We start from the raw sequence: 25638 nt of genomic DNA, 5'->3' as shown, positions 1-25638 counted from the left end.
TGACTAAAAACTACACAAACACTTGTGTAAATTGATAAATTAAATCAACTCTACCTTTACGCAACATAGCGGGATCTAATCTTTCCGTGGTGTTGCAAGTCATCAACACAACTAACTTTTGTTGGAGTTGAATACCAGAGTCATCAATTATACTTTGATACAAACTTCCATCTAATAAACCAAGTATATGTTCTGTTTTATTATTATACTGGGCTGCTTGGGAGGCGCGATTGTGTGCTAAGTTATCAGCCTCATTGATAATAATGCAAATCCGCTCTAAATAATTGGGAGGGACAAAGTTAGCGATCGCATCGTGATCTAAAATAAATACTACATAGCCTAAAGGTACAATAATTTCTTTAGCCACTGCTTGTGTCCATACTGTTTTCCCAGTACCCGGTTCACCATGTACTAAAACAGCTAATTGATTTTGAGTGAGAATTGCTTGTTGCACTGCGTCGGTAAAGTTTTGAATATCCGGGGGAAAACTGCGAATAGGATATTGACTGTTAACTTTACCTACACGACTTTGATATCCACTCAGCATCACGGCTAAGTCATAGGTGGCTTTGTTAACCAGGGGTGAGATATTCTTTGACATTAAAGTATAGTGGCGTTTGCCGCGATCGTATGGTTCTACTTGCAGCCAAATGTCGTAGCTTGACCAATAAGCATAAGTTGTATTAATAACTTCTAAACGCTCCCAACTAAGGAATTTTTCCGCAGGAAAATAAAAATCTCGTTCTAAGTAATGCTGGGTAATAATATCAGGACAATCTAATAAACCTAAAATTCGTAACACAGTAATTTCTTGCAAGCGATTAAGAACATAATCAATAGGAATACTGCTACGACTGACAAATTGGACAATAGGTGTCTCTGTACTCAAAATATCCTTGTATTGATGATCCGGTGATTGGGGGTCTGGTGTGATGTAGTTCCAAAATTTTTCTATTTCATTGCGTGTATTATCAGATACTGTATTCAATAAGTTAGCCCACCAAGCATAATTATTACGTCCTAATATCTCAGCGAAATTGCTGGCTAAGTTCAAGGTTTTTTGAGTTAATTCCTGTGTGTCATGAAATAACAGCTTCCCTAAAAATTCCCAGTCTAATTGTCTATGAAATGGTCGCCAGCCAGAGTTAAGTAAGCTTTGGGGGTTATTGTGAGGACTGGCTTCGTTGTTTCTAAAATAATCAAATTCCATATTGTTAAATTATCGAGGGATAGAACTGAGTTTAATATCCTAAATGTTAGGCTGATGCAAGGGCGCATTAAGTTAGTTTTTCCAGGAGTTGACGTTTTTTATATTACATTTGTATTCTCCGATAGTCAACTACGTTTACCCAGCCATACCTGTGGATAGATGCTAAAAAATCTATAATAGTTAAGTTAAACAGGGATGGATGGGAGTTTTATTAGCTGAAATTAAATTAGGCGATCCCAACCCAGAATATTTGGTAAATAAGGAAAAAATGGTTTTATTCACCAACTAAATATCTGCATCTCTGCTCAAGGTTGAGAGATTATGCTGTGAGTTTTTTTTCAAGTTGCCAGGGGCAGAGGTGAAGATAAGTTAAACTAGAGGTTAAGGTTTAGTAATGACTTAAGCCTGATGATTCTGTCTCCTCGACTCTAAGGACATTAGTAGTCTTAGGTATACTAGAGTGAATTATAATTTTTCCATCGAGTTATTATAAATTCGGCGAAAAATATTCTGTAATTTTGCGTATAATCAAGAAGTACTCGCTCAACCTATAGTTTTAAGGCTTCTTTTCCTTACGTTTTTCCATGGGTGAAAATCATCAATAAGGTAAAAGCAAAACTAAACTTGAGCTAATCCTGGATAAGCTCGATTCTATCCTCACAGGATGTTTCGGCGATTATTCCTCATTTAATCTTCTGGAGAACAGATGTATCTGGCACATTCATTCATGAGTGATGAAAAGCAGCAAAACTTTCAGCAGCCTTTAGTCTTGGTAGTGGAAGATCACGATGATAGTCTACTGCTGATTGGTTATGCACTTGAGTCACTGGGCTGTAGATTCATTTGTCAATCGGAGAGTTCCACTACCTTGCTGGTGGCAAAAGAGCATCAGCCAGACCTGATTATGTTAGATATTTTCTTACCAGGTTTGAGCGGAACTGATGTTGTCCATTATTTGAAACAGGAACCCCTAACTTGCGAAATTCCAGTTATCGCAGTTACCGCTTTAGCCACTAGGGAAGATAGAGAACGCCTCCTTTCGGCAGGATTTGACGATTACATCAGTAAACCTTACATGATTGAGGATTTAGAGGCGGTGATTTATCGTCTGCTGGGTGGTAGGTTCAAATCTGCCCCGACTCTTAAAAGTGCAGAATGCTAAATACAAACCAAGCCCCAGGACTAATGACTATGTTTTGGTAAGGTGACTGTGAATACACTACCCCGCCCGATTTCAGAGGACAGTGTAATTGTACCACCGTGTGCTTCCACAATTCGCCTGGATAAGTGCAGACCTAAACCACTACCAGATCGTTTGTTTCTACCCTGGCGGAACCGTTCAAAAACAAAGGCTTGATCTTCTGGTGCAATGCCATAACCCGTATCTGTCACGTGAACAACTACGCAATCTTGACCCTGAGAATCAGCGCATTTTTCCCCAAGACAAACTTCTATACCTCCTGTATCAGTAAATTTGATGGCATTGCCAATTAAGTTGTTAAATACACGTCGTAATTCTAGGGAATCCCCCATTACTACACCGGCGCTTTTCTTGTGAAAGTCTAACTGACTGGTATCTATTTTGATAACCAAGTTTTTCTCCTTGGCCAGAGGAGTGAGTTCGTTACTGACTTCTTCAATAATTTCCGGTAGATTACAGACCTCATCGTTGAAAGTCTTTTTACCTGCTTCCAAGCGATAGACTTCTAATAGGGTGTTGACCATCTGCATTAAGTTTTGATTACTGCGAATCATCACCGCGATCGCTTGTTTCATTTCCGGAGAAATTGGACAGAAGGTTTCCTGTTGAAACAAACCCAGCATCCGGTCAGCAGCCACTAAAGGAGTCCGCAAATCATGAGTTAAACGCGAGACAAAATCCTCACGCTGACGAGCCATTTTTTTTTGTTCGTCTAAACTATGTTTCAGGCGCAGTAGCGATCGCACTCTGGCTAAGAGTTCATCTGTATCAAATGGTTTACGAATAAAATCATCTGCACCAGCATCCAACCCCGCCACCACGCTGGATTCATGAAAAGCAGTAATCAGGAGAATGGGAATATAACTAATATTCGGGTTGGGATTGTTGCGAGTTCGCCGAGTGACTTCATAACCATCCATTCCAGGCATCATCACATCTAGTAAAATGAGATCAGGCGGGGATTGTTCAATTTTGACCAAGGCTGTAAAACCATCCGCTGCTAAATCAATCTCATAGCCCTCACTTTCTAGAATCGTCTGCACCAAAATGAGATTATCTGGAGTATCATCAACGGCGAGAATACGATCAATTTTCGGCTTTTCCACAACAGACATGGTTTATCAACGGTTTATAATCATAACTTATAGCTTAAGATGGGGAAAACCCATGGATGCTTTGTAAGATTTAGGCGGGGATTGGTCGGGGTTCTGAACGGAGTAAAAAATATCCTCTCCATGGAGATTTAACCCCGGTAAACTAACCATTTTCTTGGGTAAAGATAGTTGTCTTGGCATTTCAATCCTAAACATAGAACCAACTCCTAACTGACTTTCCACAACAATTTTTCCTCCCATCATTTGCACCAAAAAATCTATGATGGCTAAACCCAGCCCAGTACCAGGATATTTCCGAGTAATACTTTGATCCACTTGTCGAAAAGGTTCAAAAATATGTTGAAAATCCCTGGCGGCTATGCCAATTCCTGTATCCCGAACGGAGATAGCCAATTGGCTGGGAGAAATTTCTGTAACTTTAATCTCAATACAACCAGACTCAGTGAATTTAATGGCATTGGATAATAAATTAATTAAAATCTGCCGGACACGCCCTGAATCATTGAATATCAGAGGATGCTGCATATTAAGATCAACTTGCAAGGACAACTTTTTTGCTTCTGCTAAATAACGCATTTCGCCAACAACCATATTGATAGTTTTGGTTAAATCAAATAATTCTGGCTTTAACTGTAATCGCCCTCCTTCTAACTTAGAAAAATCAAGAACTTCATTTAATAACATCAGTAACTGTTTGCCATTGTTCAATATGCGCTCCACCATGTCTTTTTGCCCATGGGACAGCTTACCGAACTTTGGGCGCAGTAAGATTTGAGCAAAGCCAATAATGGCGTTCATGGGAGTTCGTAGTTCATGAGACATAGTAGCTAAAAATTGAGATTTTAGCCGTGATGCTTCCAATAGCTTCAAATTTTGTAACTGAATTTGTCTCTGTTGTTTTTCTAGTTCTTGATTCTTACGCAGCAGCTGCTCATTAGTTTCTCTGAGTTGCTGATTGACTAATGCTGTCTGCATTTCAGCACGGTGTATGCTGACAGCATAGCGTAAAACCCTAGCTAAAGTTTCTGAACATAACTTAGACTTAGAAAGATAATCTGTAGCACCAGCTTTCATTAACTCGACAGCGATATGTTCATCTTGTTGGGGGATAAGGACTACTAAAGGAACTTTGACCTCCGCAGAACTTAGTTTTTGAATTAGTGCCAAACCGTCTTGATCTTGTAAACGATAACCGAGGAAAACACAATCATAAATATTGGTTCTTAAAGCAGCCAGTGCGTCAGATCCATCAGTAACTTCAAACAGTTGTACACAAACACCTGCCGTAGTCAAAGCCCGACGTACTGCCATGCGATCTAATTCATCATCGTCTACAACCAAAATTCTCAGCATTTCTTTCATTGGTTTTTATTTTCGCTGTCAAATACAGGCTGATGTATAGCATTTATATTTTCCAACTCACCCACTAAATAATTGTGATTTTAGATATAGTTTTCACCACATTTTGCCTTATACATGATAGGTTTTACTTTTTATACTGTGGTCATACTCAAATCCTTAAGGATCACATATTACCCTGTAGGGATGTGATAACTTGTGAAGTTTAGTATAATACCGTTTGAGAAAACTTACTAAAATCTACTAACTTAGAAATGCGTAAAGGTAAAACCGAGGGTGCAATGGTAGCACTCACCATCCCTTAACCTGTATAGGCATTAGGGAATACTCTTACTCAGATGTGTAACGAACCATTGTCTAGATTAATTTTTGCCTCCATTCTGTCTTGATAGCAGCCTCATTGACTTTCCTTAACTGCTTCAGGAGAGGAAATCGACATAAAGTCACATCAAGTACTTTGTTAATCCTCAAAATAATTGTAAATTAGCGAGCTAACGCGCGTCCTCAGTCATTAGTGAGAGTTACGTACCAAAATCGTGTACCGTAAGCCTAACCAGTTTTACTCATTTGTGGGCTGGAGGCAAATTGAGCTAAAAATACAGCTGATGCCAAGAATAACCACAAAAATAATCATTTTTAGTTTTCCTACACATATTTTTTGCCGGCGGCTACCATAATCACTGTGTTATCTGACTAATGGTCAAGTTAGAGGGTGAGAAAACTGACCAAAAATTTCATCTGAGACACCAGGGAAATACCATGAGCATTATTTGCTATGGTCTGCTATATTATAGTAAACGTGTATTATATTGCCTAGTGTCTGAGACGGAGCAGAAAAACTAGAACTCGTTTCAATCTTCTATGTTTGTTGACGGAATGACGATATACCTTTAGCTAGATTTTTAACCAAATCTATCAGCTAATCAACCGCACATTTACTATTTCTCTGGAGAGATGCCAAATTGTCCAAAGATCATCTATCTTTGGTTTGGGAAAATCATATCAACTATTTAACAAGTCCATACTCTAACAATGCAATTATCAAAAGCGAGTATAACAATGAGTGAAATAAGCATTATTTTAATTGAAGATCATGATCTAACCAGAATGGGACTGAGAGCGGCCCTACAATCTCACAGCGCTTTGAGAGTAATTGGGGAAGCAGCCAATGGTACTCAAGGACTGAAACTTTTAGAAACAGCTAAACCAGATGTAGCAGTGGTAGATATTGGCTTACCAGATATGGATGGTATTGAACTTACCCGCAAGTTTAGACGTTACCAAGTGGAAACTGGGCAAACTGCTACTAAAATCCTGATTTTGACTATGGATAACACAGAAGATGCTGTACTAGCAGCTTTTGCCGCAGGTGCTGACTCTTACTACATGAAAGAAACCAGCATTAATAAATTAACCGAGGCAATACAAGCAACCTATCACGGTAACTCTTGGATTGATCCAGCCATTGCCAACGTAGTCCTCAAAAAAATGCGCCAGGGTATCCCTGGAGAAAGCCAACCTGCGGATAAACATAAAACAGTGAAAATTGAAGCACTGGCTACAGAGTATGAACAGGTATTAGAAACCTATCCACTGACTCAAAGAGAACTGGAAATTTTAGAGTTGATTGTGGCTGGATGCAGCAATGGACAAATTGCAGAGAAACTGTACATTACAGTGGGTACTGTGAAAACTCATGTTCGCAATATTTTAAATAAACTCTGTGCTGATGACCGTACCCAAGCGGCAGTGCGGGCTTTGCGTTCTGGGTTGGTGGGATAGTATTTGCCAAGGGATGAGAAGCTAGCAGGTTGCTGTAAAGGGTCAAAAATCAACTTTGTACTTAATGGTGGTTGAGTATGTCAACTAGACAATCAGCAATTCTGCGGGCTGCCCCTGGTTTACCCATGCGCCGGATTCCGTTTTCAGCAATCATGTGTAAAGTATCAGGATTTTGCCATAGGGACTGCAACGCTTGGGGAACTTGTGCGGGATTGTCTACTAATAATAAGGACTGTCCTAACAGTCGGCTTTGAGCTTCGGCAAAAGCTGGGTTATATTGGGGACCATGACCGGGAATGGCAATGGCAGGTTTTCCTAAACCAATAAATTGTTCTGTTGCGGTCCCTGCCATAGCAATGGCAAAATCTCCCCAATGTAAACACTCATTATAGGCTTGTTGTGTGAGCAAAATATAATTATTTCTGCGCTTAAAGATCAAAGTTTGCGGATCAGTAATGGGGATGGGGGGCTGATTGGGGTTGGCTTCCCAACCTTGGGATTTTACAGTTTGAGATAAAATATTTTCATCTAAACCAGGGGCGATCGCAGCTAAAAATATTACATTGCCAGAAGAGTGTAAAGTGGGATGTACTTCTAATAAACTAGTTATCAAGGCAGACACAGCCGCCATAATGATTTCCCAGTTGGCGTAAGCTTCTGGGACACGGGAACCAGGTAACAGAGTTATCACTAATGGTCTGGGTATTTCTTGCCCTTGGGACTGTGGGGTATAAAATTCTGGTAATAAAAACTTGGGTTCTAAACCATCCATCATGGGATTACCCAAATCAAAAGCAGGAATTGGCCACTTTTTTAATATTTGTGTGGTCAAGGTATCTCTAGGGAAAACAGCCCGACAACGGCGACGGCTCATTAACCAACGTTCCCAAGGATGATAAATTGAACCAGAAAAGTTTTCCCAACGCGCCCCTGGGGATTTTCTGGGTAATAGTCCCACTTCATCCCGGACGTAATATTCTGATTTAGCTGTACCCACAAAGGCATAGTTAGCATTACTGAAAGCCGCGAATAATAAAGGAACAATATCCCCTACGGCTAAAATGGCTTGTTTGTTACCTAATTTTTTTTGGTTACTTACCCAGCGCCGAAGGGCTTGAATTTGATTGAGGGTCAGTTGTAACAAACCCCCGCGCACATCCCTGACTAATTGCCGTCCATCCATATAAATAAACCCCCCAGAAGGCATGGTGCGTACTGAACCGATACAGGGAATATTTAACTGTTGGTAAGCGCGCCCTTCACCCACTAAGGGTAATGCAAAAATATCTGGGGGGTTTTCTTGTTGCTGGAGTTGTTGTAATATCCTCACTGCAATCAGATCCTCACCATGACCATTGCTTAAAACTAACAACTGCCAAGGAGGGGTTATTTCAGGGGAGGAGGCGGCGGTGTTACTCATACAAATACTGGTATTGGGGAGGAAAAATCAGAAACAAAATCAAAACATTAACTGTCTACGTCAACTAGATAGATTAAGTTTAACTAGAAACCAAATATTATTATGCGCCTTCCTTCTACTGCAATTCTTACTTTAGCTACTTTGGCAACTAGCAATCTTACACAACCAGCAACGGCTACATCCACCACTAGTTATCAGGAGCAACCAGGGGGAAATTTTATAGTCCCAGTTGTTGAAGAAACACCTACCAGAATGGAGGCTATAGCAGCCCCAGAAATTATGGCTTTGGAACAATTTTCTCCCCGTTCTGTAGTGGGGCAAGCAAGTATACCAATAAAAACCATATCTTCTAGCACTGATAATAATTTGGTGGTCACTGCTACGAAGGTGCAAATAGTGGGAGCTAGTCAGGAATTACAGCAGATTGTCCGCCGGGTGATGAAAACTCAAACCGGTAGGGAAACCAGTAAAAATCAGCTACAAAGGGATATAGCCGCTATTTTAGACACGGGTTTATTTGCCAGTGCTAGGGTGGATAGCAGCAGCAGTGGCAATGGGTTAGATGTAGTGTATTATGTAGAACCAGTGATAGTGCGATCGCTGCAACTTGTTGGAGCCAAAGTACTCACCTATCAAGTAGCTCAAGACCAGTTCCAATCACAAATCGGTCAACCCATCAGCCCAGATCAACTCAAACAAGCTGTAGAAAAAATTAATCAGTGGTATGCTGATAATGGTTATCAACTAGGCAGCGTGCTATCCATCAAACCCAACCGCCAAGGTATTCTGAGAGTGAATGTGGCTGAGGGGTTAGTGGGTGAGATTAAATTTCGCTTCATCAATGAAGATGGTCAAACCATTGATGGCCAAGGACAAGCAGTGAAAGGACGCACCCAGCCAGAGTTTCTCCGTCAGCAATTACAACTCAAATCCGGGCAAATTCTTGAGGAAAAAACTCTGCGCCAAGATGTGCAGAAGTTATATCAAACGGGCTTATTTGAAAGTGTTAATGTTGCCTTAGAAGGAGATGCTAACCAAATTAATTTAGTTTACGAAGTAAAGGAATTGGGAGCGCGTGCCATTAATGTAGGTGGTAGCTACAATGCTGATTTGGGATTGTTAGGAACATTAAGCTATCAAGATCAAAATATTGGTGGTGTGAATGATCGGTTAGCAGTAAATGTGGGTGTAAGTCATAATGATTTGCAGTTTGATGGTAAATTTACTAGTCCTTATCGTCCTAGTCAACCCGATGGCATAGGCTACACAATCAATGCTTTTCGCCGTCGGGAACTCTCCGCAACCTTTGATGACAAAATTACCCTACCTAATGGCGACAAGGTGCGGGAGGGTCAAATTGGCGCAGGAATCAGCTTACAGCAACCCCTAGATAATTGGAATACTACTTTAGGATTTAACTACACTCGCACTACAATTCGTGATGGTCAAGGTAATATTAACCCAACAGACCGACTGGGCAATTCCCTTTCTGCTAGTGGTACTGGTGTTGATGAGCTAGCTACAGTATCCTTGACGGCTTCCCAAGATAAACGAGATAATGTTTTTAATCCTACCCAGGGTTCTGTACTTAGTTTGAGTGCTGAACAATCTGTACCCCTTGGTCAAGGTCATATTGCCATGAACCGCCTGAAGGCTAACTACAGCTATTATGTCCCTGTGGAGTTATTTAATACTAATAATCAACAACCCCAAGTTTTTGCGATGAATTTTCAAGCAGGGACAGTAATTGGTGATTTAGCACCTTATGAAAGTTTTAACTTGGGAGGTCCTGACTCAGTGCGGGGTTATGATAACGGAGCAGTGGGTAGTGGTCGCAGTTATGTCTTAGCCAGCGCGGAATACCGCTTCCCCATTGTGCCAGTGTTGGGGGGTGTAGTATTTGCCGACTTTGCCTCAGACTTAGGCTCTGGTAGTACTGTCACAGGAGATCCGGCGGGGGTACGGGGTAAACCTGGTCAGGGTTTTGGTTATGGTGCTGGGGTACGTATAGAGTCACCTGTGGGCTTAATTCGGGCAGATTATGGCATTAATGACCAAGGAGAAAGCAAAGTACATTTAGGCATAGGGCAGAGGTTTTAACCCACACCCCACCTTTGCGCTTTTGCGCGAGGCTCTTAGAATAAATAAGTGGTAAAAACCGGCAATTTAATTGCTTCAATCAACTTAGCACTTCCTATGTTAGCAGGCACAACTTTGCAGGATGGCAAATATACCCTAATCCAGGAAATAGGGCGTGGTGGCTTTGGTATTACCTTTAAAGCCACTCATAACTACTTGGGTCAGGAAGTGGTTATGAAAACTATTAATGAAAAACTCCGCCAACATCCTGATTTTGCCAAGTTTGAGCGCCAATTCCAAGATGAAGCCAGAAGATTGGCTAGTTGTATCCACCCTCATATTGTCCGCATCAGTGATTTTTTTGTGGAAGACCAACTGCCTTACATGGTGATGGAATATATTCCTGGGGAAACTTTAGGAGAAGCATTTGTATTGCCAGGGATACCTTTACCAGAAGTAACTGCAATTCATTATATTCGTCAAGTTGGGTCAGCATTACAAGTAGTACATCACAATGGTTTGCTGCACCGGGATATTAAGCCGGATAATATTATCCTGCGTCAAGGAACTCAGGAAGTAGTACTAATTGATTTTGGCATCGCCCGTGAATTTAATCATGGTGTTAAGCAAACTCACACGGGTATTGTTTCTGAAGGTTATGCTCCGGTGGAACAATATTTGACCCAAGCACAGCGCACACCCGCTACAGATGTTTATGGTTTGGCGGCGACTTTGTATGCTTTATTGACAGGACAAGTTCCTTTACCTGCATTACTACGCGATCGCGAAGAAATGGCTGCTCCTCGGGAACTGCAACCCCACCTGAGTGCAGCAGTTAATCAAGCCATTCTCCGTGGTATGGCTATGGAACCTCAATTTCGCCCAGCAACAGTGGGTGAATGGTTGCAGTTGTTACCTGAAATTAAAGTAAATACACATAATGCAGTTCCTACTCAAGCAGTACCAACTATAGTTTTACCTGTGGAAAAGCCGGGAAAAAAATTACCACGAAAGCCAAGTAGCCCCAAACCACATCAAACCGCTCAAATATTCATAGCCCTGGGTGTGGCGGTATTTGCTGGTACAGCAGGTTTTGGCATTACCAGCTTATTTTCTCATTTTCAGCCACAGTCGTCTTCGGATCCCTTATTTGAACAGCCCACATTGAAGCCGGAAATAAACAAACCAGCAGCCTCGCCTTCTGAATCTAAAAAACAACAGAATAACAACAGTCAAACCCCGCCTACTTCTTCGCCGGGTAACTCTGCACCAGTGAGAACTCCTAGAAGAAAACGCCGGCCTGATATTCCCTTGGCTGAAGACCAAACTCCCAGTACTACTAGCAACAAAAAAACGGAAACTCAGCCAAAAGTCACTACTGACCCGCCTGTACAACCCAGTGTTGCTCCCACACCATCTTTAGTAGAAAGGCTGCGAGAAATCCGTGAAACTCGTCAGGCTTCACCCACCACCACACCACCAAGTCCAGCACCAGGGGAAATAAAACCATCCCAGCCTCCTGCTGTGGTGGTTCCTACTGGGGAAAATCAGCCAAATTAACTATTACCGATCAGTTGACACTCCCCAGGGAGTATCAATATCATTGACAAAACAAAACCCACTTCAACTCATTGGTGTTTGGTGGGCTTGTTTTTATTCAGTGGATCCGAGCAGAGTCGAACTGCTGTCCAAATTGGGTATTTGTACCCCGCTCATTCACAGGTTTAGCCTATCTGACCCTCAAGGCGGGAATCGTTCATTGTCCCGAACGTAGGATGCTCTGATTAACTCTTAGCTAACAAGTCAACCAGAGAATACTTGTTAGAGCATCCGTTGGGGTTAGGTCTCTAGTCCTTAACGGAGTCAAACTAGAAACGCTCGAACCTGTAAGAGGTTATTAGGCAACTGCTACAGGAGCAGGCTTACGAGCAAATTTTACGATATTGTTCGCATTTACTTTTGTTTTGAGCCTTTGATTTGCGAGAGGAGACTCACTCTCGACCTGAGTCACAGAGTAGCGTTCGCCAACCTGTCGAAACCGTTACGGACCCATGGGGCTTATATCTCGATTATAATACGCTTTGGGGGAAATGTGTTGAGAGCTAGAAAATATTTTTTTTTAACCAGTTTTTCAGCTAGTTGGGGGCTGGGCCAATGCCATACCCCAGTATCAGGATAAAAATCTCTATTGATTTTCGTTGGCAGCGACTTGAGGCAGTCCCATACTGTAGTTAGTAACCCGACTAGAAAGATTGTAGCTGATTTCGCCTTTTTGCAGGAGCGATCGCAGATAATGCTCTAAGTCTGATCCTATGCGACGTAGGTTGTAGTCCGTTAAGTCAGCGCCACTAGATGCTTCTACCAGTTGATCGAACTGGCGATAAACTTTTTGTAAGGCGTCTTCGTTCCAATTAAATTCGTTGTCTGGGTCAATATCTAAGGTTAACACCTGATGACTAGGAACCATTTCCCCATCCTGGTCAATTTCCGCGGCGAAGATGCGAATATGCCGAGTTGTTGACTTGAGCAGCATTGAGTTATCCATAATTCTAAAGGCTGTCGGGTTGAGTTGAATTACATTAAATTCATTGTAGAACTTATGCCGTGGCTTAAATGCCTGCTCACCTGATTGAGTCCATCGCCCGACCCCTCTTAATTTGTTCATGAACATGATAAAATTTTCCGGTTAGATAAAAGGTACATCTAGTAATTTCACGGATTTTAGCTGAAACTAGCTCTAGTCATGAGAAAAATCATTGATTGGTCACTACATTTACGTAAAAACACTAAAAAAAACAGTCAAAACTCAAACTATTAATCATATAAAATAAAGTTGCTGTAAAAACCTTTTAAAAAGGTTGAACAAGTTATTACAGAAACTTTATTGTATAAGGTATTAAAAACTGAATAATAGTTATGGTTTACCTCTAACCAGATTTGGATCAACAAGAAACCAGTTAAGGTTTTCAGTCCAACTAGAAAAAACTAAGGAGAGACAATATAGAATACAACTGTTGTTACAAGATTTTTCATTCCAGACCGTGGATACAAAAAATATCAAGGATTTGGGCTGGGGAGACAGTTCCTCACCCTCTCGACCACTAAGTAACCTAATCCTGAGAAATATGAACTCTAAAGCATTACCACGCCAAAAAAATAATATCGAAGCAGGTGTTTATGAATGCGAAATACATCTCAAATTCCGGTTGATAGAAGAAAAAAGTCTGCTGGGCGATCGCGAGCAGCTACTACAAGTTTTACTGGACGCTTTGACGGAAGGCTCTGATGAGTTTTTAGAGATGCTCCAAGCATCTGTCAAGGCGCAGGAAGTATCTGAGTTCAAGGCTTCCCCCCCCATGCGTCGCCAGTTAATGCGTTTACGTAATGCTAGTGACAACAGTCAATAGTTAAAAATCTAACAATATCAAGCTGTTATTCACTAACGGCAAAATCAGCAGTTAAGTATGAAATAATCAACTTTTTTCAAGTTAGTTCATATACCCATATGTGCTAACAAACAGTTACTTTCTATATAGATCAATGCAGTAGCATCTCTCAGGTTGATTCTGTTGTTTGAAAGGCAAAAAAGCATTTAGGTAGATTGGTACTGTAGTTATAATGGTGTGTCTACTCTTTCAGTATTTGATATAGTTTTTTTGCTCTGTTAATTTCCACCCTTGAATTGTTTTAATACAACCAGTAGCTACGGTAATTAGTTATCAGGTTAATGGTGTTGCGATTAAAACAGTATTCAAATTAAAACACTATTGATTTTCAAAGAGCAATCACGGCACTAAGTATATACTTAGGTAATAAAACAATAGTTGGTTTTACTGTCAAAACAGAAAACAAAATAAACACCAAAATATCAATTAACCAATTAATCAATTAATCAACATCAATCCGGTGTGTTGTCCTCCTGAACAATACACCATCTTGATATCAACCTAAAAACAAGTAAGTAGGCTCTACTTAGTCAAACCGTGTTCCAACGCAAAACGAACTAACTCAGTGCGGCTATTGGTTCCAGTTTTACTAAACAAACGGCTCACGTATTTTTCCACATTACGGACACTGGTTTCTAAACGTCGGGCGATTTCTTTGTTCATTAGTCCCTCTGCTACCAGATTTAAAACACTTTGCTCTCTGGGGGTCAAGTCAATTTTAAATGGGGCCGGAGAAGGGGATATGGCACTTCTTTGAGTTAATAAGGCTTTGATTTGAGCAATTTGATTGGCTAACTCAGCAATGTCAATGGTTTCGCCTTCTTCTGTACTTGGCGTAACCTTAGCCATCCGACGAGATAGTAAATTTTCCACTATAGCCACTAATTCATCTGGGTCAAAAGGCTTGGATAGATAAGCGTCAACACCGGCTTGGTAACCCTGGATGCGATCGCCTGTCATCCCTTTAGCAGTTAAAAATACAACTGGGAGGGTTTGAAACCGGGGGTCTTCCCGCAGTTGTTTAAGGAACTGATAGCCATCCACACGGGGCATCATGATATCAGAAATAACTAAATCGGGTGTGCTTTGCTGCATTAAATCCCACCCCTCAGTGGCGTTACTGGCAACTTGAACGCCGAAACCGCTTTCTTGTAAGTAATCTCTTACGGCTTCCCGCAATCCTGGTTCATCATCTACCAGTAACAGTTGTGCTGACATTGAATTTTCCCTGTATTAACCTTTTTCCAATTTAGCGAAAGTTGGCAGTTATTGATCAACTCAGTTGGTGTTACAGCCGGGGGATGTTTTGGGCATTTTCGGGCAATGTAGCATCTCTTTGCCCAATAAAACGCGCTCTGGCAGTAAACAAACCAATGGGAGTATTTAATAAATCCACCAGGGTGGCTTTACCAGCCATCCCTTGTACAATATACCTTGGTAGTTCCTTAACTAACCACCGCGTCAAGCGATAACTGCAATATTTGGCTGTGATCTCTGGCATTAATTCTACACCATATAATTCATGTAGATAGCGGTTAGAGCGTCCGTAGCGTCGCCATTGACTTTGTAATTCCTTGAGGGTAGCCCGGTGGCGATGTTGAATAATGGCATTGGGTGCAAATTCTAACCGCCCGATATTTGACCGCAGAATGCGCCAGCAAATGTCTGCATCACCACCAGTAGTTAAAAAAGGTCTAAATAAACCTACTGTTTCTAAAGCAATGCGGCGAATGGCTAAATTAGCCGTTTGACCGTAGGGACAAAAAGAATTAGTCAGAGTATGCTTCTGGGATAAGGTTTCTTCACGCTGTGCGTGTTTTTCTAAGATGCTATTACCTGGTAATGAGACAATCTCACCTGCAACAATGACCACACCCGCATCAGCAAAAGGCTGGATCAAGGAGTGTAGCCATTGGGGTTGGGGATGACAATCAACATCTGTAAAAGCGAGAATTTCCCCCACCGCAGCACGAATTCCAGTATTGCGGGCTGCGTAAGAGCTTTGAATTTTATTTTCCCCCAAAACACGAATTAAAGGGCAATTTTTAGCCGATGCTTTCAGCAGAGTTAGGGTGCGATCGCTGCTGTTATTATCCACCAGTAAATACTCTACTCGGTCTTGGGGGTAAGTTTGAGCTTGCAGACACTGGATTAATGCAGGTAGATCCGCCTCACCGTTATAAATAGGAACAACCACTGATACCATGGGCAATAAGGTATTACTAGTGGTTGAATCAACTGGCCGATTCATACAATAAGAGTTTTTTAGTGAGTTTTTTTTAGAAAGGTGGAATTACTGATTGAGTATTCCCAGTTCTATATCCTCTCAGCTAAAATTTTAAATCCATACCGCCAGAACTCATTGGTTGGTTAATACGTCCTGGGGGTTGAGCAAAGTTTTGAGTTGATAGTGCAGTGATAGCCCTGGCATATTGTGGATCTTTTTCTGTACCCAGTAAATTGGGATTATTGGCCAGTTGACGCTGTTGTGCTGCTGTTAAATCTAACTTAATATCTGGTATGATGCCTTTTTTATTGATATCTGTACCATCGGGGGTGTAGTAGTGGGCAATGGTCACTGCCAAACCGGAACCATCGGCTAATTCATGAACAGACTGCACCATGGCTTTACCAAAGGTTTTACTACCAATAACCACGGCTCGGTTATTATCTTTCATTGCGCCGGTGAGGATTTCGCTAGCACTAGCTGAATTACCATCTACTAATATGGCCAAGGGTCGTTGAGTCAAAGCCGTGCGATTGGCTTTAGTTAACTCACTCCCGCCGGTACGCTTAACAGTGCGGACAATGCCACCGTTATCTAACCACATCCGGGCAATTTCAATGCTGGAATTTAACAAACCACCGGGATTTCCCCGCAAATCTAACACAAAAGCATCCACATTTTCACTGTTTAAATCTTGAATCGCTCGGCGCATTTGCTCGGAAGCATGGCCACTAAACTCCCGCAAGCGGATATAACCAACCCGACGGTTACCTTCTCGCTTGAGAGTGTAACGCACTGTCGGCACTTCAATGATTGCTCGTGTTAGCTGCAAACTAAAGGGACTTTGCCCTGTTCTTCCTAGTTTAATTGTTATGGAAGTACCAATTTTACCGCGAATTAACTCAGAAGCATCTTCTAATGACATTTGCTGGGTTGATTTACCGTCAATTGCCAAAATCTCATCACCTGATTTAACACCAGCTGCGAGGGCTGGAGAATTTTCGATGGTTTCCAATACCGTGAGGCGTTGAGTTTTGTCATTGATTTCCATGCGAATGCCAATACCGGATACTTCCCCAGCGGTTTGGCTACTTAAAGCTTGATATTCCTGGGGGTCCATAAACCGGGTGTAGGGATCACCCAGTTTTTGCAAGGCTTCGCGAATTGCTTCATAAGCCTGTTCCTGAGAAGAATATTTTTTACCTAATAAGGTATGCCTCATGGCTAGCCAATCTTGTTGATTAAAGCTGCCATCAACATATTCACTATTTACCAACTGCCATACTTGGTCAACTAAGGCTTTTGGGCTATCCTCTAAGGCAGCAAGAACGCAGCGAGTCCAAACCGGAGCAAATACAGAGACGGTGGCAGTGGTGGCAATAGCTCCACCAATCAATACCGCTTGTAGGGGGGAGTAGTGTTTCACAGATTGATTCATGTATACCAGTGGAGTATAGTTGTTTTTTTGACAGCGTGGCAATCAAGTATTAGGGAATTTCTCGGTTTTTATACTTATAATTTATTTATGTTAGCCCATTATTTTCTCCTGATCGTTTTCTGAGCTTAGGGAATTTTGCCCAAATGGAGTACATCCTTAGTACTGAGTACAGAGGGTGGTCAAAGTATACTCAAAGTATAGTCAAAGTATAGTCGAGGGATACTCACATTACAAGACGATCTTTTACATTTGTATCTCATGTGTTTAAGAAATGCTATATCATTTTTACATCTCATATTAACTTGACAAGACAGTAATTTACTAAATTAATTATAATTATTTTTCAAGAGATGAAAACCAGATTTTATTAGCTATGTTATGAAGCATAAATTTACCAAAAAACCGAAAAAACCATCACTTTCTTGGTTGTTAAAATTAGGTAAAATGTGGCAATCAATACCAAAAATAGCTGGTGGTTTATGCTTTATGTGCGGTGTTTGGCTGATTTTCACCACTATCACTCTAGTTTGGGCATCACATCAGCCTGTAGATGCTTTTTTTGTCCTGGGGGGTAGTATTAGCCGAGAAATTCATGTAGCCCAAACAATACAAAAATATCCACAAGTTCCAGTTCTAATTTCCGGCGGTTCTCAACCACCTTGTCTATGGCTAATCTTTCAAAGGGAAGCAGCAGATTTACAACGGGTGTGGACAGAAAATTGTGCAATTTCAACTTTTGAGAATTTTTATTACGGGATTCCCATTTTGCGGCAATGGGGAGTACATAAAGTTAAACTAGTTACTTCAGAAAGTCACCTACCTAGAGCTAAATGGCTAGGACAGATTCTTTTGGGCGCTCATGGTATTTGGGTGGAGCCAGATATTATTGTTGAGGAGGGTATTCCGGGTAATCATGAGTCTGGCTGGAAAACTGGATTAGATGTAACTAGAAGCTTATTTTGGGGGGTTTTGAGTCAAGTTATCCAGCCGAAATGCTCAAATGTCACCAGAATTGCTGATTTAGATATGCAGGTATGGCAAAACCGCGGTTTTCATTGTGAATACAAGGGTGGTGTTAGTTCTAATTAATGACCGTGAGTAGCACCGGCTTCCAGCCGGTATGTCCATCCCCTTGCAGGGAATTGGGGGAAGCCAGGGAATAAATTCCCTGTCTAATAGCTGAAGTCGGTTAAAACTGTGAGTAGCACCGGCTTCCAGCCGGTATGTCCGTCCCCTTGCGGGGAAATGGAGGAAGCCAGGGAATAAATTCCCTGTCTAATAGCTGAAGTCGGTTAAAACCGACTAATTTTAGAACCTACGTGCATAGGGTGAGTAGCACCGGCTTCCAGCCGGTATGTCCGTCCCCTTGCGGGGAAATGGAGGAAGCCAGGGAATAAATTCCCTGTCTAATAGCTGAAGTCGGTTAAAACTGTGAGTAGCACCGGCTTCCAGCCGGTATGTCCATCCCCTTGCGGGGAAATGGGGGAAGCCAGGGAATAAATTCCCTGTCTAATAGCTGAAGTCGGTTAAAACCGACTAATTTTAGAACCTACGTGCATAGGGTGAGTAGCACCGGCTTCCAGCCGGTATGTCCATCCCCTTGCGGGGAAATGGAGGAAGCCAGGGAATAAATTCCCTGTCTAATAGCTGAAGTCGGTTAAAACCGACTAATTTTAGAACCTACGTGCATAGGGTGAGTAGCACCGGCTTCCAGCCGGTATGTCCATCCCCTTGCAGGGGAATTGGGGTGTTGAACCCAGATTGTGGATTGTTTGAATACGAGATAGAAGATTTTGGGTCTGAGTTTCCATCCCCTTGCGGGGGAATTGGGGTGTTGAACCAAACTGTAATTTTTTTGATAGAATTAAAAATTCTATCGAAAAGTTTCCATCCCCTTGCGGGGGAATTGGGGTGTTGAACATTCATTGTACCTACTATTCAACTAAATGAAAGGTTTCCATCCCCTTGCGGGGGAATTGGGGTGTTGAACTAATTATGACATTATATTGTCAGCATACGCTCACTATAAGGTTTCCATCCCCTTGCGGGGGAATTGGGGTGTTGAACCTATTTGTAGTTATCAAAAGACTTCAAATTCAATAACCATTACAAGGGTTTCCATCCCCTTGCGGGGGAATTGGGGTGTTGAACTTGTTAGACCTAATCAAGTAGTCTTAGCATTCAATAACTAAGGTTTCCATCCCCTTGCGGGGGAATTGGGGTGTTGAACGATGAAATGTATGAAATTGATTGGTCAGAGTGCGAAGTAGAGTTTCCATCCCCTTGCGGGGGAATTGGGGTGTTGAACCCTACCTATAGGAAACTATTGCTGTATTTGGTTTTCAAGGTTCGGTTGCACGAGACTACGGAATTTGAGATGTATTATCTTGCTTGCGTAGCTGTGGCTGGGGTGCTGAAGTTTTGGTTTTCAGCTTATGGAACCAATATAACAGGGTTTTACCAACAAGTCAAGGGTTTTTTAATATCTTTACTTTTATTTACATTCTTTGACTGGCTGTGGCTAGCTGTGGCTCCATGCAACGGTTTTGAGGCTGGCTTTACATTTCTTAATATGGGTGAAACAGTGACTGGGGTTAGAGTTCAGGAGTTTTGAAGTGTTTAGTGCAGTTTACATTTTGTCATGTTGTTAGCCCGTGAGGACTAGTTAACTTAAATCATCTAACTCACCCTAGTTAACAAAAATGTCACCAGAATTGCTGATTTAGATATGCCAGTATGTCCATCCCCTTGCGGGGAATTGGGGGTGTTGAACTTTCCGTATACCCCCATAGAAACACTCTAGAAGAGTGTGCTACTACTATAAACATCTAACTCACCTTGGTTAACAAAAAAGTATGGGGAGATGTTGGATGGTTTGAATTGTGGATAGAGGAACTTCAGCAAAATAATTTTGTTGGAATTGTTCTTCACTAATGGCGGCTAAAAATCTTTCCACAGCTGCATTACTCATTTGTGGTGGTTGGTGATTGCTATTCCAATTAATGTAAAAATTATCGTCTTTGGTGGTGACTGTGAAACCTACTGTGAAACCTAAAGATTGTAAGGCTTCTATTCCCAGGGATAAAGTTTGGAGGCGGATACTGAGTTTTTGTAATAGTTGGAACAAAGTAACCGATTGATTTGTCCGACTTAGATATTTGGCAATACCAACTAAGGTCAGCCAAATTTCCTCTGGTGGTTGATGGTTGGGTTTAGACCAGGCGATCGCTAGTTTTTGGTTATAATCCAGACATTGCTTTAAACATTTACGTACATCTTCCCAGTTAGTGGGGCAATGTTCCATTAAAAGTATTGAGTCTTGAGTTTTAAGTGGTGAATATTCTTGACGACGGTAATCTAAAATCCTATCAATAAAAATACTGTTGCTGGCTTCTGTATTGGTATCTGTGGAGTTTTGCGCGGGACGGACGGCAATTAGTCGGATTTCATGGCGTTTTTTCACAGGGTTATAGTCTAACTCGGCTATACAATCACACCGACCCGGCGGTAATTCATGTTGATAATGTCCCCACCACACACCAGGAAAGTTTTTTTCCCTAGACTCATCCCGAATGTCAAAGTCAGTTTTAATATACTGTACTTTTTTTCCTTTCCAATCCTGCTGGTTACGTTGTTGAGAATTTTCAAACCAGCAATTTTGAATTAACAGTTTTGGTACAGGGTTTCCCATACCACAGGGTTCCAGTAGTTTTAGTTCTAAAAATAACTCTTTACCTAAATCAGCAACAGTAACTGTCAAATCTGCTTGTACTGTAGGGGTGAGGGTTTTCCCCCCCAAAGACTGCCGCAACTGCTGATTAATAGCATCTGTAAATAAGGCAATATTTTCTGGTAATAAGCTTAAACCCGCAGCAAAGGGATGTCCGCCAAAACTATGTAATAGATGTGCTTGGTTTTTCACTAGTTGGTATAAGTCTACAGAGTTAACCGAACGGGCCGAACCCCTGGCTAGGGAAATGTCTTCTGTACTTAATAAAACTGTCGGGCGGCCTGTTTCTTGGGCTACTTGTCCAGCAACTAAACCCAATACTCCCGTGGGCCATTGCCTATCTGCTAAGACAATAACGTTAGTGGTGGATAAGTCCAACTGCGAAAGTTTTTCTATTACTTGCCCTTGTATGTCTTTTTGTAAAGATTTGCGGCGAGTGTTGGCCAATTCTGTAGTTTCTGCTAGTTGATCACAATGTTTCACATCCCGGCTAGTTAATAACTCCACACAGAAACTAGCATCACCTTGGATGCGACTAACAGCATTGATCCGTGGACCGAGACCAAAAGAAATATCTGTGGGGCGATCGCCATTTTTCTGGGATAATTGTAATAATCGCCCTATCCCTGGCCGTCGTCGCTTTGCGGGTGGTTGTTGATAATCTGCTTGCAGTCGTTGAATACCCAACTGCGCTAAATATCGACAATCTCCACTCAGTTGCACTAAGTCAGCAATTAACCCCACTGCCACTAAATCTAATAAATCTGTTAATGGGTTTTTAGGAATGTCAGGCAGAGTTAAATAAAGGGCTTCCACTAACTTATAAGCAACACCCACCCCAGATAGATGAAATAATTGATGTTCACTTGGCAAATAGCGGGGGTTGATAATTGCTGTCACTGGTGGGCGTTGTTCAGGTAGGGTGTGATGGTCTGTAACTATTACATCTATACCCAACTGTTGGGCGTAAATAATTTCACTTATATTAGTGCTGCCCGTGTCACAAGTGACAATTAACTTACAACCTTGTTTTTGTAAGTTATCAATACCTGGATAATTCAGCCCGTGGGACTCTTTGAGGCGATTGGGTATGTAGTAAATTAATTGAGTATTTTGACTAAAAAACTCCCCTAAACCATCCCATAAAACAGCAGTAGCGGTGATGCCATCAGCATCAAAGTCTCCCCAGATGGCGATTTTATCATGGTTATGGCGTGCCTGTTCCAGCCTTGCCACTGCCAGGCGCATTTCTTGGTCAAACTCAAAGGGACTAGCTGGCTGGTAACTTGTATAATTGACAAAGGCTGCTAACTGCTGGCTGGTTTTAATTCCCCGTTTCCATAATAACTGTGCTGCATACAATCCCTTTGATTCTGGTGTATGCTGCTTCACAATTTGGATAAACCAGTCTGGTGGTTGTTCAGGTGTTGTAATAATCCACTGCATTGAATTAAGTCAAAAAATATCAAACAATCTACCTAGTATGAGGTAATTTACTTTATTCCAGTTCAGAGAGATACTTCTTGAATGTTGGCAAAATCAGGTAAATAATTCTTGTGATATTTTTCCCTAGCTTGGGTGCGATGGCAACGGGGGGCAAAATGACAATCATTGCATATTTTACTATTTTCCCGCACCTGGGGGAAGAATTGATTAGTTTGGTAATCTTCCAACCAGTTAGTTAGTTGATTTAATAGTTGATCCAGTCTCTTACCTATTTGCTGGTGTTGGGTAGTATTGTAATTAAACTTAATATTGTTAATATTCGGCGGTTGACCTTCTGATTGAACAAACCAGTAAGTCATGGAAATATTTTCTGGTAAATAGGCGCTAGTTTCAGCTAAAACATATAAGTAAAGTCTTGTTTGCCAATTTTCTTGTAATTGGTGGTCTTTTGGGGGTGTAGGATAAGTTTTCCAGTCGAGAATTTGGGCTTTTTCCCGGTCTGTAATTAATAAATCATAAACAACAGTCAGTAAATAGTTTTGCAGTTGCAGTGTGCGGTAATGTTCACTGGCGCGGAAACTTTGGTTTTGAGTAGGGGTTAAAATTTCTGGTGCTACATTAGTAAAGTTTAACATCCACTTTTGCAGTTGAATATGCCCTTCCAGTAAACTATCAATTGGTAAACCCATCTCTCGCTGCTGCATCAGCAGGTGAAAGCGACTACCTAAAGTTTGGTTTTCTTGCTGTTCAGGGTTTGAGGGGGAGTTGAGTTCTTCTAAATAGGTGTGTTGGAATTTACGCGGACAAGTCTCTAGTAATTTGAGATGTCCTTGTGATAGGTGTAAGTTTAGAGTTGTTTCTGTGAGCATTTTTTTTATTTCAGGTACTCAAGCTGTCATAACACGTGATCAAAGGTAGAAGGATGAATTGTAACTTTTTGTAACTTTTTGCACCTTCTTACCTTTTTACTTACCTGATGTTTATTTAATGTTAGCCCTTGCGTCCTTCACTGCGGCAATGAAAAATAATCCAGTGAGGGGAATGCTCAATCCCAGGATAATTGTAGTTACTTGAACACCTAAATCAGGTTGTCCAGAACTCAGTTCAAACACTGAACCAACGCCGGCGATGGCTGTTATGCAAGCACCAGCCAGAAATAAACCGCTTTTTGGAGTTAAATACACTATTATTACCTTATACTAATGGTTTCACGGCTTGATAAGAAAAGCCATTTTTAGATAACTCCTGGGACAAAGCCAAGGAATTTTCTACACGATCTACAAATACCACGCCTTTGAGGTGATCCATTTCGTGTTGAATGCAGCGCGCCAGTAAGTCATTAGCTTTCAGAGTTTGGGGACGGCCGTATTCATCTTTATAGGCAATTTCTACCGCTTCGGGACGCTTGACATCTAAGTAAACGTTGGGAATACTTAAACACCCTTCTTGGGCAACGCACAGTTCCCGACTTACTTGTTTAATCGTCGGGTTAATCAAGATCAGAGGCGGGTTAGCCGGGTTATCTGGTTCGCAATCAATGACAATGAGTTGTTTATGAATTCCCACTTGAGGAGCAGCCAAACCAATACCATCGCTACTGTACATAGTTTGCAACATTTCCCGTGCTATTTTACGGATGTCATCATCTAGTTTGGCAATGCGCTTGGCATCTTGACGCAGCACGCGATCGCCCAGATAGTGAAGTTGTAAAGGCGGATTTTTTAACTTTTTTTTCTCGACGGTAATTTGAGAAGGCATGATGATCAGTGACTAAGTTGTGAAAATTCCCAATATTTCAATTCTATCAATCTCCCACCGTCATCTGTGGATATGCCAAAACTACTGACTTGTTGGCTGTGGGCTAATTTCCTCGCGTTACAGAACCAGAACCACATAACAAAACCATAAACTAGTGGGTTTCAACCCACTTCAGCTTAAGATCAGGGAATTTCTTCCCTGACTCAATGATATCAGCCTGTAGTTTAAATAACATCAAGTCATTTAAATTGCGGGTTTTACTGCGTTCAATATATTCTATCGCCTCAGTTTTTTCCCCAAGGCTAGGCACACTTGCACCATGCCAACATAAAGCCTATTCCATTCTTCTGCTTGTTTACGTTTGCTTTCATCTCCAGAAATAATTTTTCCCCGTAAAGATTCTACTGTTGGGATGGCATCAGCAAAAGTTTTGTAAGCTAAATCAAATTTCTTTTCATTTTGGTATAAAGTACCGAGATTGAACAAAGTTCCTGCCCATTGTTGAGGAAAAGCACTGGGGGTATAAACTTCCAGTGCGGCAGAATAAGCAGCGATGGCTTTTTCCACATTCTCGGCTTTTTCTCCTAATATTCTCTCACGGTAAGCATTCCCCAGATTATTTTGCGTCATTGCCCATTGCTGAGGAAAAGCGCTACGGGTTCTAACTTCCAGTGCGGCAGAAAAAGCAGCGATGGCATTTTCCACATTCTCTGCTTTTTCTCCTAATATTCTGTTACGGTAAGCATTCCCCAGATTATTTTGCGTTCCTGCCCATTGTTGAGGAAAAGCGCTGGGGGTATAAACTTCCAGTGCGGTAGAAAAAGCAGCGATGGCATTTTCCACATTTTCTGCTTTTTCTCCTAATATTCTCTCATAGTAAGCAATTCCCAGATTATATTGCGTCATTGCCCAATCTTGAGGAAAAGCACTGGGGGTATAAACTTCCAGTGCGGCAGAATAAGCAGCGATGGCATTTTCCACATTTTCTGCTTTTTCTTCTAATATTCTCTCACCGTAAGCAATCCCCAGATTATATTGCGTTCCTGCCCAATCTTGAGGAAAAGCGCTGGGGGTATAAACTTCCAGTGCGGCAGAAAAAGCAGCGATGGCATTTTCCACATTCTCGGCTTTTTCTTCTAATATTCTCTCACCGTAAGCAATCCCCAGATTATATTGCGTTCCTGCCCAATCTTCAGGAAAAGCTCTGCGGGTATAAACTTCCAGTGCGGCAGAATAAGCAGCGATGGCATTTTCCACATTCTCGGCTTTTTCTCCTAATATTCTGTTACGGTAAGCATTCCCCAGATTATTTTGCGTCATTGCCCATTGTTGAGGAAAAGCACTGGGGGTATAAACTTTAAGTGCGGCAGAATAAGCAGCGATGGCTTTTTCCACATTTTCTGCTTTTTCTCCTAATATTCTGTTAC

Annotated in this window: 19 protein-coding genes, 1 other RNA gene and 1 pseudogene; 7 read left to right on the top strand and 14 right to left on the bottom strand. The window is 41.6% G+C overall.

All coding sequences use genetic code 11. The features are described from left to right. Window positions 1–10: 10 nt before the first annotated feature. Window positions 11–1210 carry an AAA family ATPase gene (locus NWP17_RS04885; protein ID WP_280653789.1) on the bottom strand — a complete coding sequence of 400 codons (1200 nt, stop codon included), beginning with the start codon at window positions 1208–1210 and terminating at the stop codon, window positions 11–13. Window positions 1211–1916: 706 nt separating this feature from the next. Between NWP17_RS04885 and NWP17_RS04880 the strand changes: the two genes are divergently transcribed. Next, the gene (locus tag NWP17_RS04880; protein WP_280653788.1) at window positions 1917–2372 is read left to right on the top strand and encodes a response regulator; all 456 of its coding nucleotides are present in this window, start codon (window positions 1917–1919) and stop codon (window positions 2370–2372) included. A 20-nt stretch (window positions 2373–2392) separates the two neighbouring features. On the opposite strand, the gene NWP17_RS04875 is transcribed toward NWP17_RS04880, so the two are convergent. Together NWP17_RS04875 and NWP17_RS04870 are read right to left on the bottom strand one after the other, a co-directional pair. Next, window positions 2393–3526 (bottom strand): hybrid sensor histidine kinase/response regulator, encoded by a 1134-nt coding sequence (locus tag NWP17_RS04875; RefSeq protein ID WP_280653787.1) that lies wholly within the window; start codon window positions 3524–3526, stop codon window positions 2393–2395. Between the two features lie 27 nt (window positions 3527–3553). After that, window positions 3554–4888 (bottom strand): ATP-binding response regulator, encoded by a 1335-nt coding sequence (locus tag NWP17_RS04870; protein ID WP_280653786.1) that lies wholly within the window; start codon window positions 4886–4888, stop codon window positions 3554–3556. 1056 nt (window positions 4889–5944) lie between these two features. Here NWP17_RS04870 and NWP17_RS04865 point away from each other — a divergent pair. Then, window positions 5945–6667, top strand: a complete 723-nt coding sequence (locus tag NWP17_RS04865; protein ID WP_280653785.1) for a response regulator — start codon at window positions 5945–5947, stop codon at window positions 6665–6667. A gap of 61 nt (window positions 6668–6728) precedes the next feature. Here NWP17_RS04865 and NWP17_RS04860 read toward each other — a convergent pair whose 3' ends face one another. Then, complete coding sequence (locus NWP17_RS04860; protein ID WP_280653784.1) at window positions 6729–8087, bottom strand: lipid-A-disaccharide synthase-related protein; 1359 nt, start codon at window positions 8085–8087, stop codon at window positions 6729–6731. 102 nt (window positions 8088–8189) lie between these two features. Here NWP17_RS04860 and NWP17_RS04855 point away from each other — a divergent pair, with 102 nt between their 5' ends. Further along, on the top strand, window positions 8190–10187 hold the full coding sequence (locus NWP17_RS04855) for an outer membrane protein assembly factor (RefSeq protein WP_280653783.1): 1998 nt from the start codon (window positions 8190–8192) through the stop codon (window positions 10185–10187). A gap of 96 nt (window positions 10188–10283) precedes the next feature. Continuing rightward, on the top strand, window positions 10284–11726 hold the full coding sequence (locus tag NWP17_RS04850) for a serine/threonine protein kinase (RefSeq protein ID WP_280653831.1): 1443 nt from the start codon (window positions 10284–10286) through the stop codon (window positions 11724–11726). A gap of 98 nt (window positions 11727–11824) precedes the next feature. Here the strand turns inward: NWP17_RS04850 and ssrA are convergent. Both ssrA and ndhM read right to left on the bottom strand, forming a co-directional pair. Further along, window positions 11825–12217: a transfer-messenger RNA gene (gene ssrA / locus NWP17_RS04845) on the bottom strand. Between the two features lie 134 nt (window positions 12218–12351). Continuing rightward, on the bottom strand, window positions 12352–12711 hold the full coding sequence (gene ndhM / locus NWP17_RS04840) for an NAD(P)H-quinone oxidoreductase subunit M (protein ID WP_280653830.1): 360 nt from the start codon (window positions 12709–12711) through the stop codon (window positions 12352–12354). Between the two features lie 580 nt (window positions 12712–13291). Between ndhM and NWP17_RS04835 the strand changes: the two genes are divergently transcribed. Beyond that, entirely contained in the window at window positions 13292–13573 is a 282-nt protein-coding gene (locus tag NWP17_RS04835) for an Npun_R1517 family heterocyst differentiation transcriptional regulator (protein ID WP_280653782.1), read from the top strand. 561 nt (window positions 13574–14134) lie between these two features. On the opposite strand, the gene NWP17_RS04830 is transcribed toward NWP17_RS04835, so the two are convergent. The 3 genes from NWP17_RS04830 to ctpB all read right to left on the bottom strand — a co-directional run bounded on the left by NWP17_RS04830 (window position 14135) and on the right by ctpB (window position 17277). Then, the gene (locus NWP17_RS04830) at window positions 14135–14830 is read right to left on the bottom strand and encodes a response regulator transcription factor (protein WP_280653781.1); all 696 of its coding nucleotides are present in this window, start codon (window positions 14828–14830) and stop codon (window positions 14135–14137) included. 70 nt (window positions 14831–14900) lie between these two features. Beyond that, the gene (locus NWP17_RS04825; protein ID WP_280653780.1) at window positions 14901–15863 is read right to left on the bottom strand and encodes a glycosyltransferase family 2 protein; all 963 of its coding nucleotides are present in this window, start codon (window positions 15861–15863) and stop codon (window positions 14901–14903) included. A 79-nt stretch (window positions 15864–15942) separates the two neighbouring features. Next, window positions 15943–17277 (bottom strand): carboxyl-terminal processing protease CtpB, encoded by a 1335-nt coding sequence (gene ctpB, locus NWP17_RS04820; protein ID WP_280653779.1) that lies wholly within the window; start codon window positions 17275–17277, stop codon window positions 15943–15945. Between the two features lie 378 nt (window positions 17278–17655). On the opposite strand from ctpB, the gene NWP17_RS04815 reads away from it, so the two are divergent. Next, window positions 17656–18366 carry a YdcF family protein gene (locus NWP17_RS04815; protein WP_280653778.1) on the top strand — a complete coding sequence of 237 codons (711 nt, stop codon included), beginning with the start codon at window positions 17656–17658 and terminating at the stop codon, window positions 18364–18366. A 1132-nt stretch (window positions 18367–19498) separates the two neighbouring features. Then, window positions 19499–19891 carry a hypothetical protein gene (locus tag NWP17_RS17575; RefSeq protein WP_425332644.1) on the top strand — a complete coding sequence of 131 codons (393 nt, stop codon included), beginning with the start codon at window positions 19499–19501 and terminating at the stop codon, window positions 19889–19891. A 228-nt stretch (window positions 19892–20119) separates the two neighbouring features. Here NWP17_RS17575 and recJ read toward each other — a convergent pair whose 3' ends face one another. The 5 genes and pseudogenes from recJ to NWP17_RS04790 all read right to left on the bottom strand — a co-directional run. Continuing rightward, window positions 20120–22453 (bottom strand): single-stranded-DNA-specific exonuclease RecJ, encoded by a 2334-nt coding sequence (gene recJ, locus NWP17_RS04810; RefSeq protein WP_280653777.1) that lies wholly within the window; start codon window positions 22451–22453, stop codon window positions 20120–20122. Window positions 22454–22515: 62 nt separating this feature from the next. Continuing rightward, window positions 22516–23322, bottom strand: a complete 807-nt coding sequence (locus NWP17_RS04805) for a PD-(D/E)XK nuclease family protein (RefSeq protein ID WP_280653776.1) — start codon at window positions 23320–23322, stop codon at window positions 22516–22518. Window positions 23323–23433: 111 nt separating this feature from the next. Beyond that, window positions 23434–23637: a hypothetical protein gene (locus tag NWP17_RS04800; protein ID WP_280653775.1), complete on the bottom strand. Its 204-nt coding sequence runs from the start codon at window positions 23635–23637 to the stop codon at window positions 23434–23436. Window positions 23638–23647: 10 nt separating this feature from the next. After that, on the bottom strand, window positions 23648–24211 hold the full coding sequence (gene def / locus NWP17_RS04795) for a peptide deformylase (RefSeq protein WP_280653774.1): 564 nt from the start codon (window positions 24209–24211) through the stop codon (window positions 23648–23650). Window positions 24212–24487: 276 nt separating this feature from the next. After that, window positions 24488–25638: pseudogene (locus NWP17_RS04790) on the bottom strand (tetratricopeptide repeat protein); the annotation flags it as partial.

Origin of the sequence: Chrysosporum bergii ANA360D, from assembly GCF_029891735.1 — a bacterium.
GTDB lineage: Bacteria > Cyanobacteriota > Cyanobacteriia > Cyanobacteriales > Nostocaceae > Umezakia > Umezakia bergii.
Note: the sequence above shows the minus strand (reverse complement) of the source record. Positions and strands in the feature narration are given on the sequence as shown.

Excerpts from the sequence above, each read along its gene's own strand:
- NWP17_RS04805 (WP_280653776.1), bottom strand. The coding sequence starts at position 23,322 with ATGCTCACAGAAACAACTCTAAACTTACACCTATCACAAGGACATCTC.
- NWP17_RS04875 (WP_280653787.1), bottom strand. The coding sequence starts at position 3,526 with ATGTCTGTTGTGGAAAAGCCGAAAATTGATCGTATTCTCGCCGTTGAT.
- ctpB (WP_280653779.1), bottom strand. The coding sequence starts at position 17,277 with ATGAATCAATCTGTGAAACACTACTCCCCCCTACAAGCGGTATTGATT.
- NWP17_RS04870 (WP_280653786.1), bottom strand. The coding sequence starts at position 4,888 with ATGAAAGAAATGCTGAGAATTTTGGTTGTAGACGATGATGAATTAGAT.
- NWP17_RS04860 (WP_280653784.1), bottom strand. The coding sequence starts at position 8,087 with ATGAGTAACACCGCCGCCTCCTCCCCTGAAATAACCCCTCCTTGGCAG.
- NWP17_RS04865 (WP_280653785.1), top strand. The coding sequence starts at position 5,945 with ATGAGTGAAATAAGCATTATTTTAATTGAAGATCATGATCTAACCAGA.
- NWP17_RS04825 (WP_280653780.1), bottom strand. The coding sequence starts at position 15,863 with ATGAATCGGCCAGTTGATTCAACCACTAGTAATACCTTATTGCCCATG.
- NWP17_RS04855 (WP_280653783.1), top strand. The coding sequence starts at position 8,190 with ATGCGCCTTCCTTCTACTGCAATTCTTACTTTAGCTACTTTGGCAACT.
- ndhM (WP_280653830.1), bottom strand. The coding sequence starts at position 12,711 with ATGGATAACTCAATGCTGCTCAAGTCAACAACTCGGCATATTCGCATC.
- NWP17_RS04885 (WP_280653789.1), bottom strand. The coding sequence starts at position 1,210 with ATGGAATTTGATTATTTTAGAAACAACGAAGCCAGTCCTCACAATAAC.
- NWP17_RS04880 (WP_280653788.1), top strand. The coding sequence starts at position 1,917 with ATGTATCTGGCACATTCATTCATGAGTGATGAAAAGCAGCAAAACTTT.
- recJ (WP_280653777.1), bottom strand. The coding sequence starts at position 22,453 with ATGCAGTGGATTATTACAACACCTGAACAACCACCAGACTGGTTTATC.
- NWP17_RS04830 (WP_280653781.1), bottom strand. The coding sequence starts at position 14,830 with ATGTCAGCACAACTGTTACTGGTAGATGATGAACCAGGATTGCGGGAA.
- def (WP_280653774.1), bottom strand. The coding sequence starts at position 24,211 with ATGCCTTCTCAAATTACCGTCGAGAAAAAAAAGTTAAAAAATCCGCCT.
- NWP17_RS04815 (WP_280653778.1), top strand. The coding sequence starts at position 17,656 with ATGAAGCATAAATTTACCAAAAAACCGAAAAAACCATCACTTTCTTGG.
- NWP17_RS04850 (WP_280653831.1), top strand. The coding sequence starts at position 10,284 with ATGTTAGCAGGCACAACTTTGCAGGATGGCAAATATACCCTAATCCAG.
- NWP17_RS04835 (WP_280653782.1), top strand. The coding sequence starts at position 13,292 with ATGAACTCTAAAGCATTACCACGCCAAAAAAATAATATCGAAGCAGGT.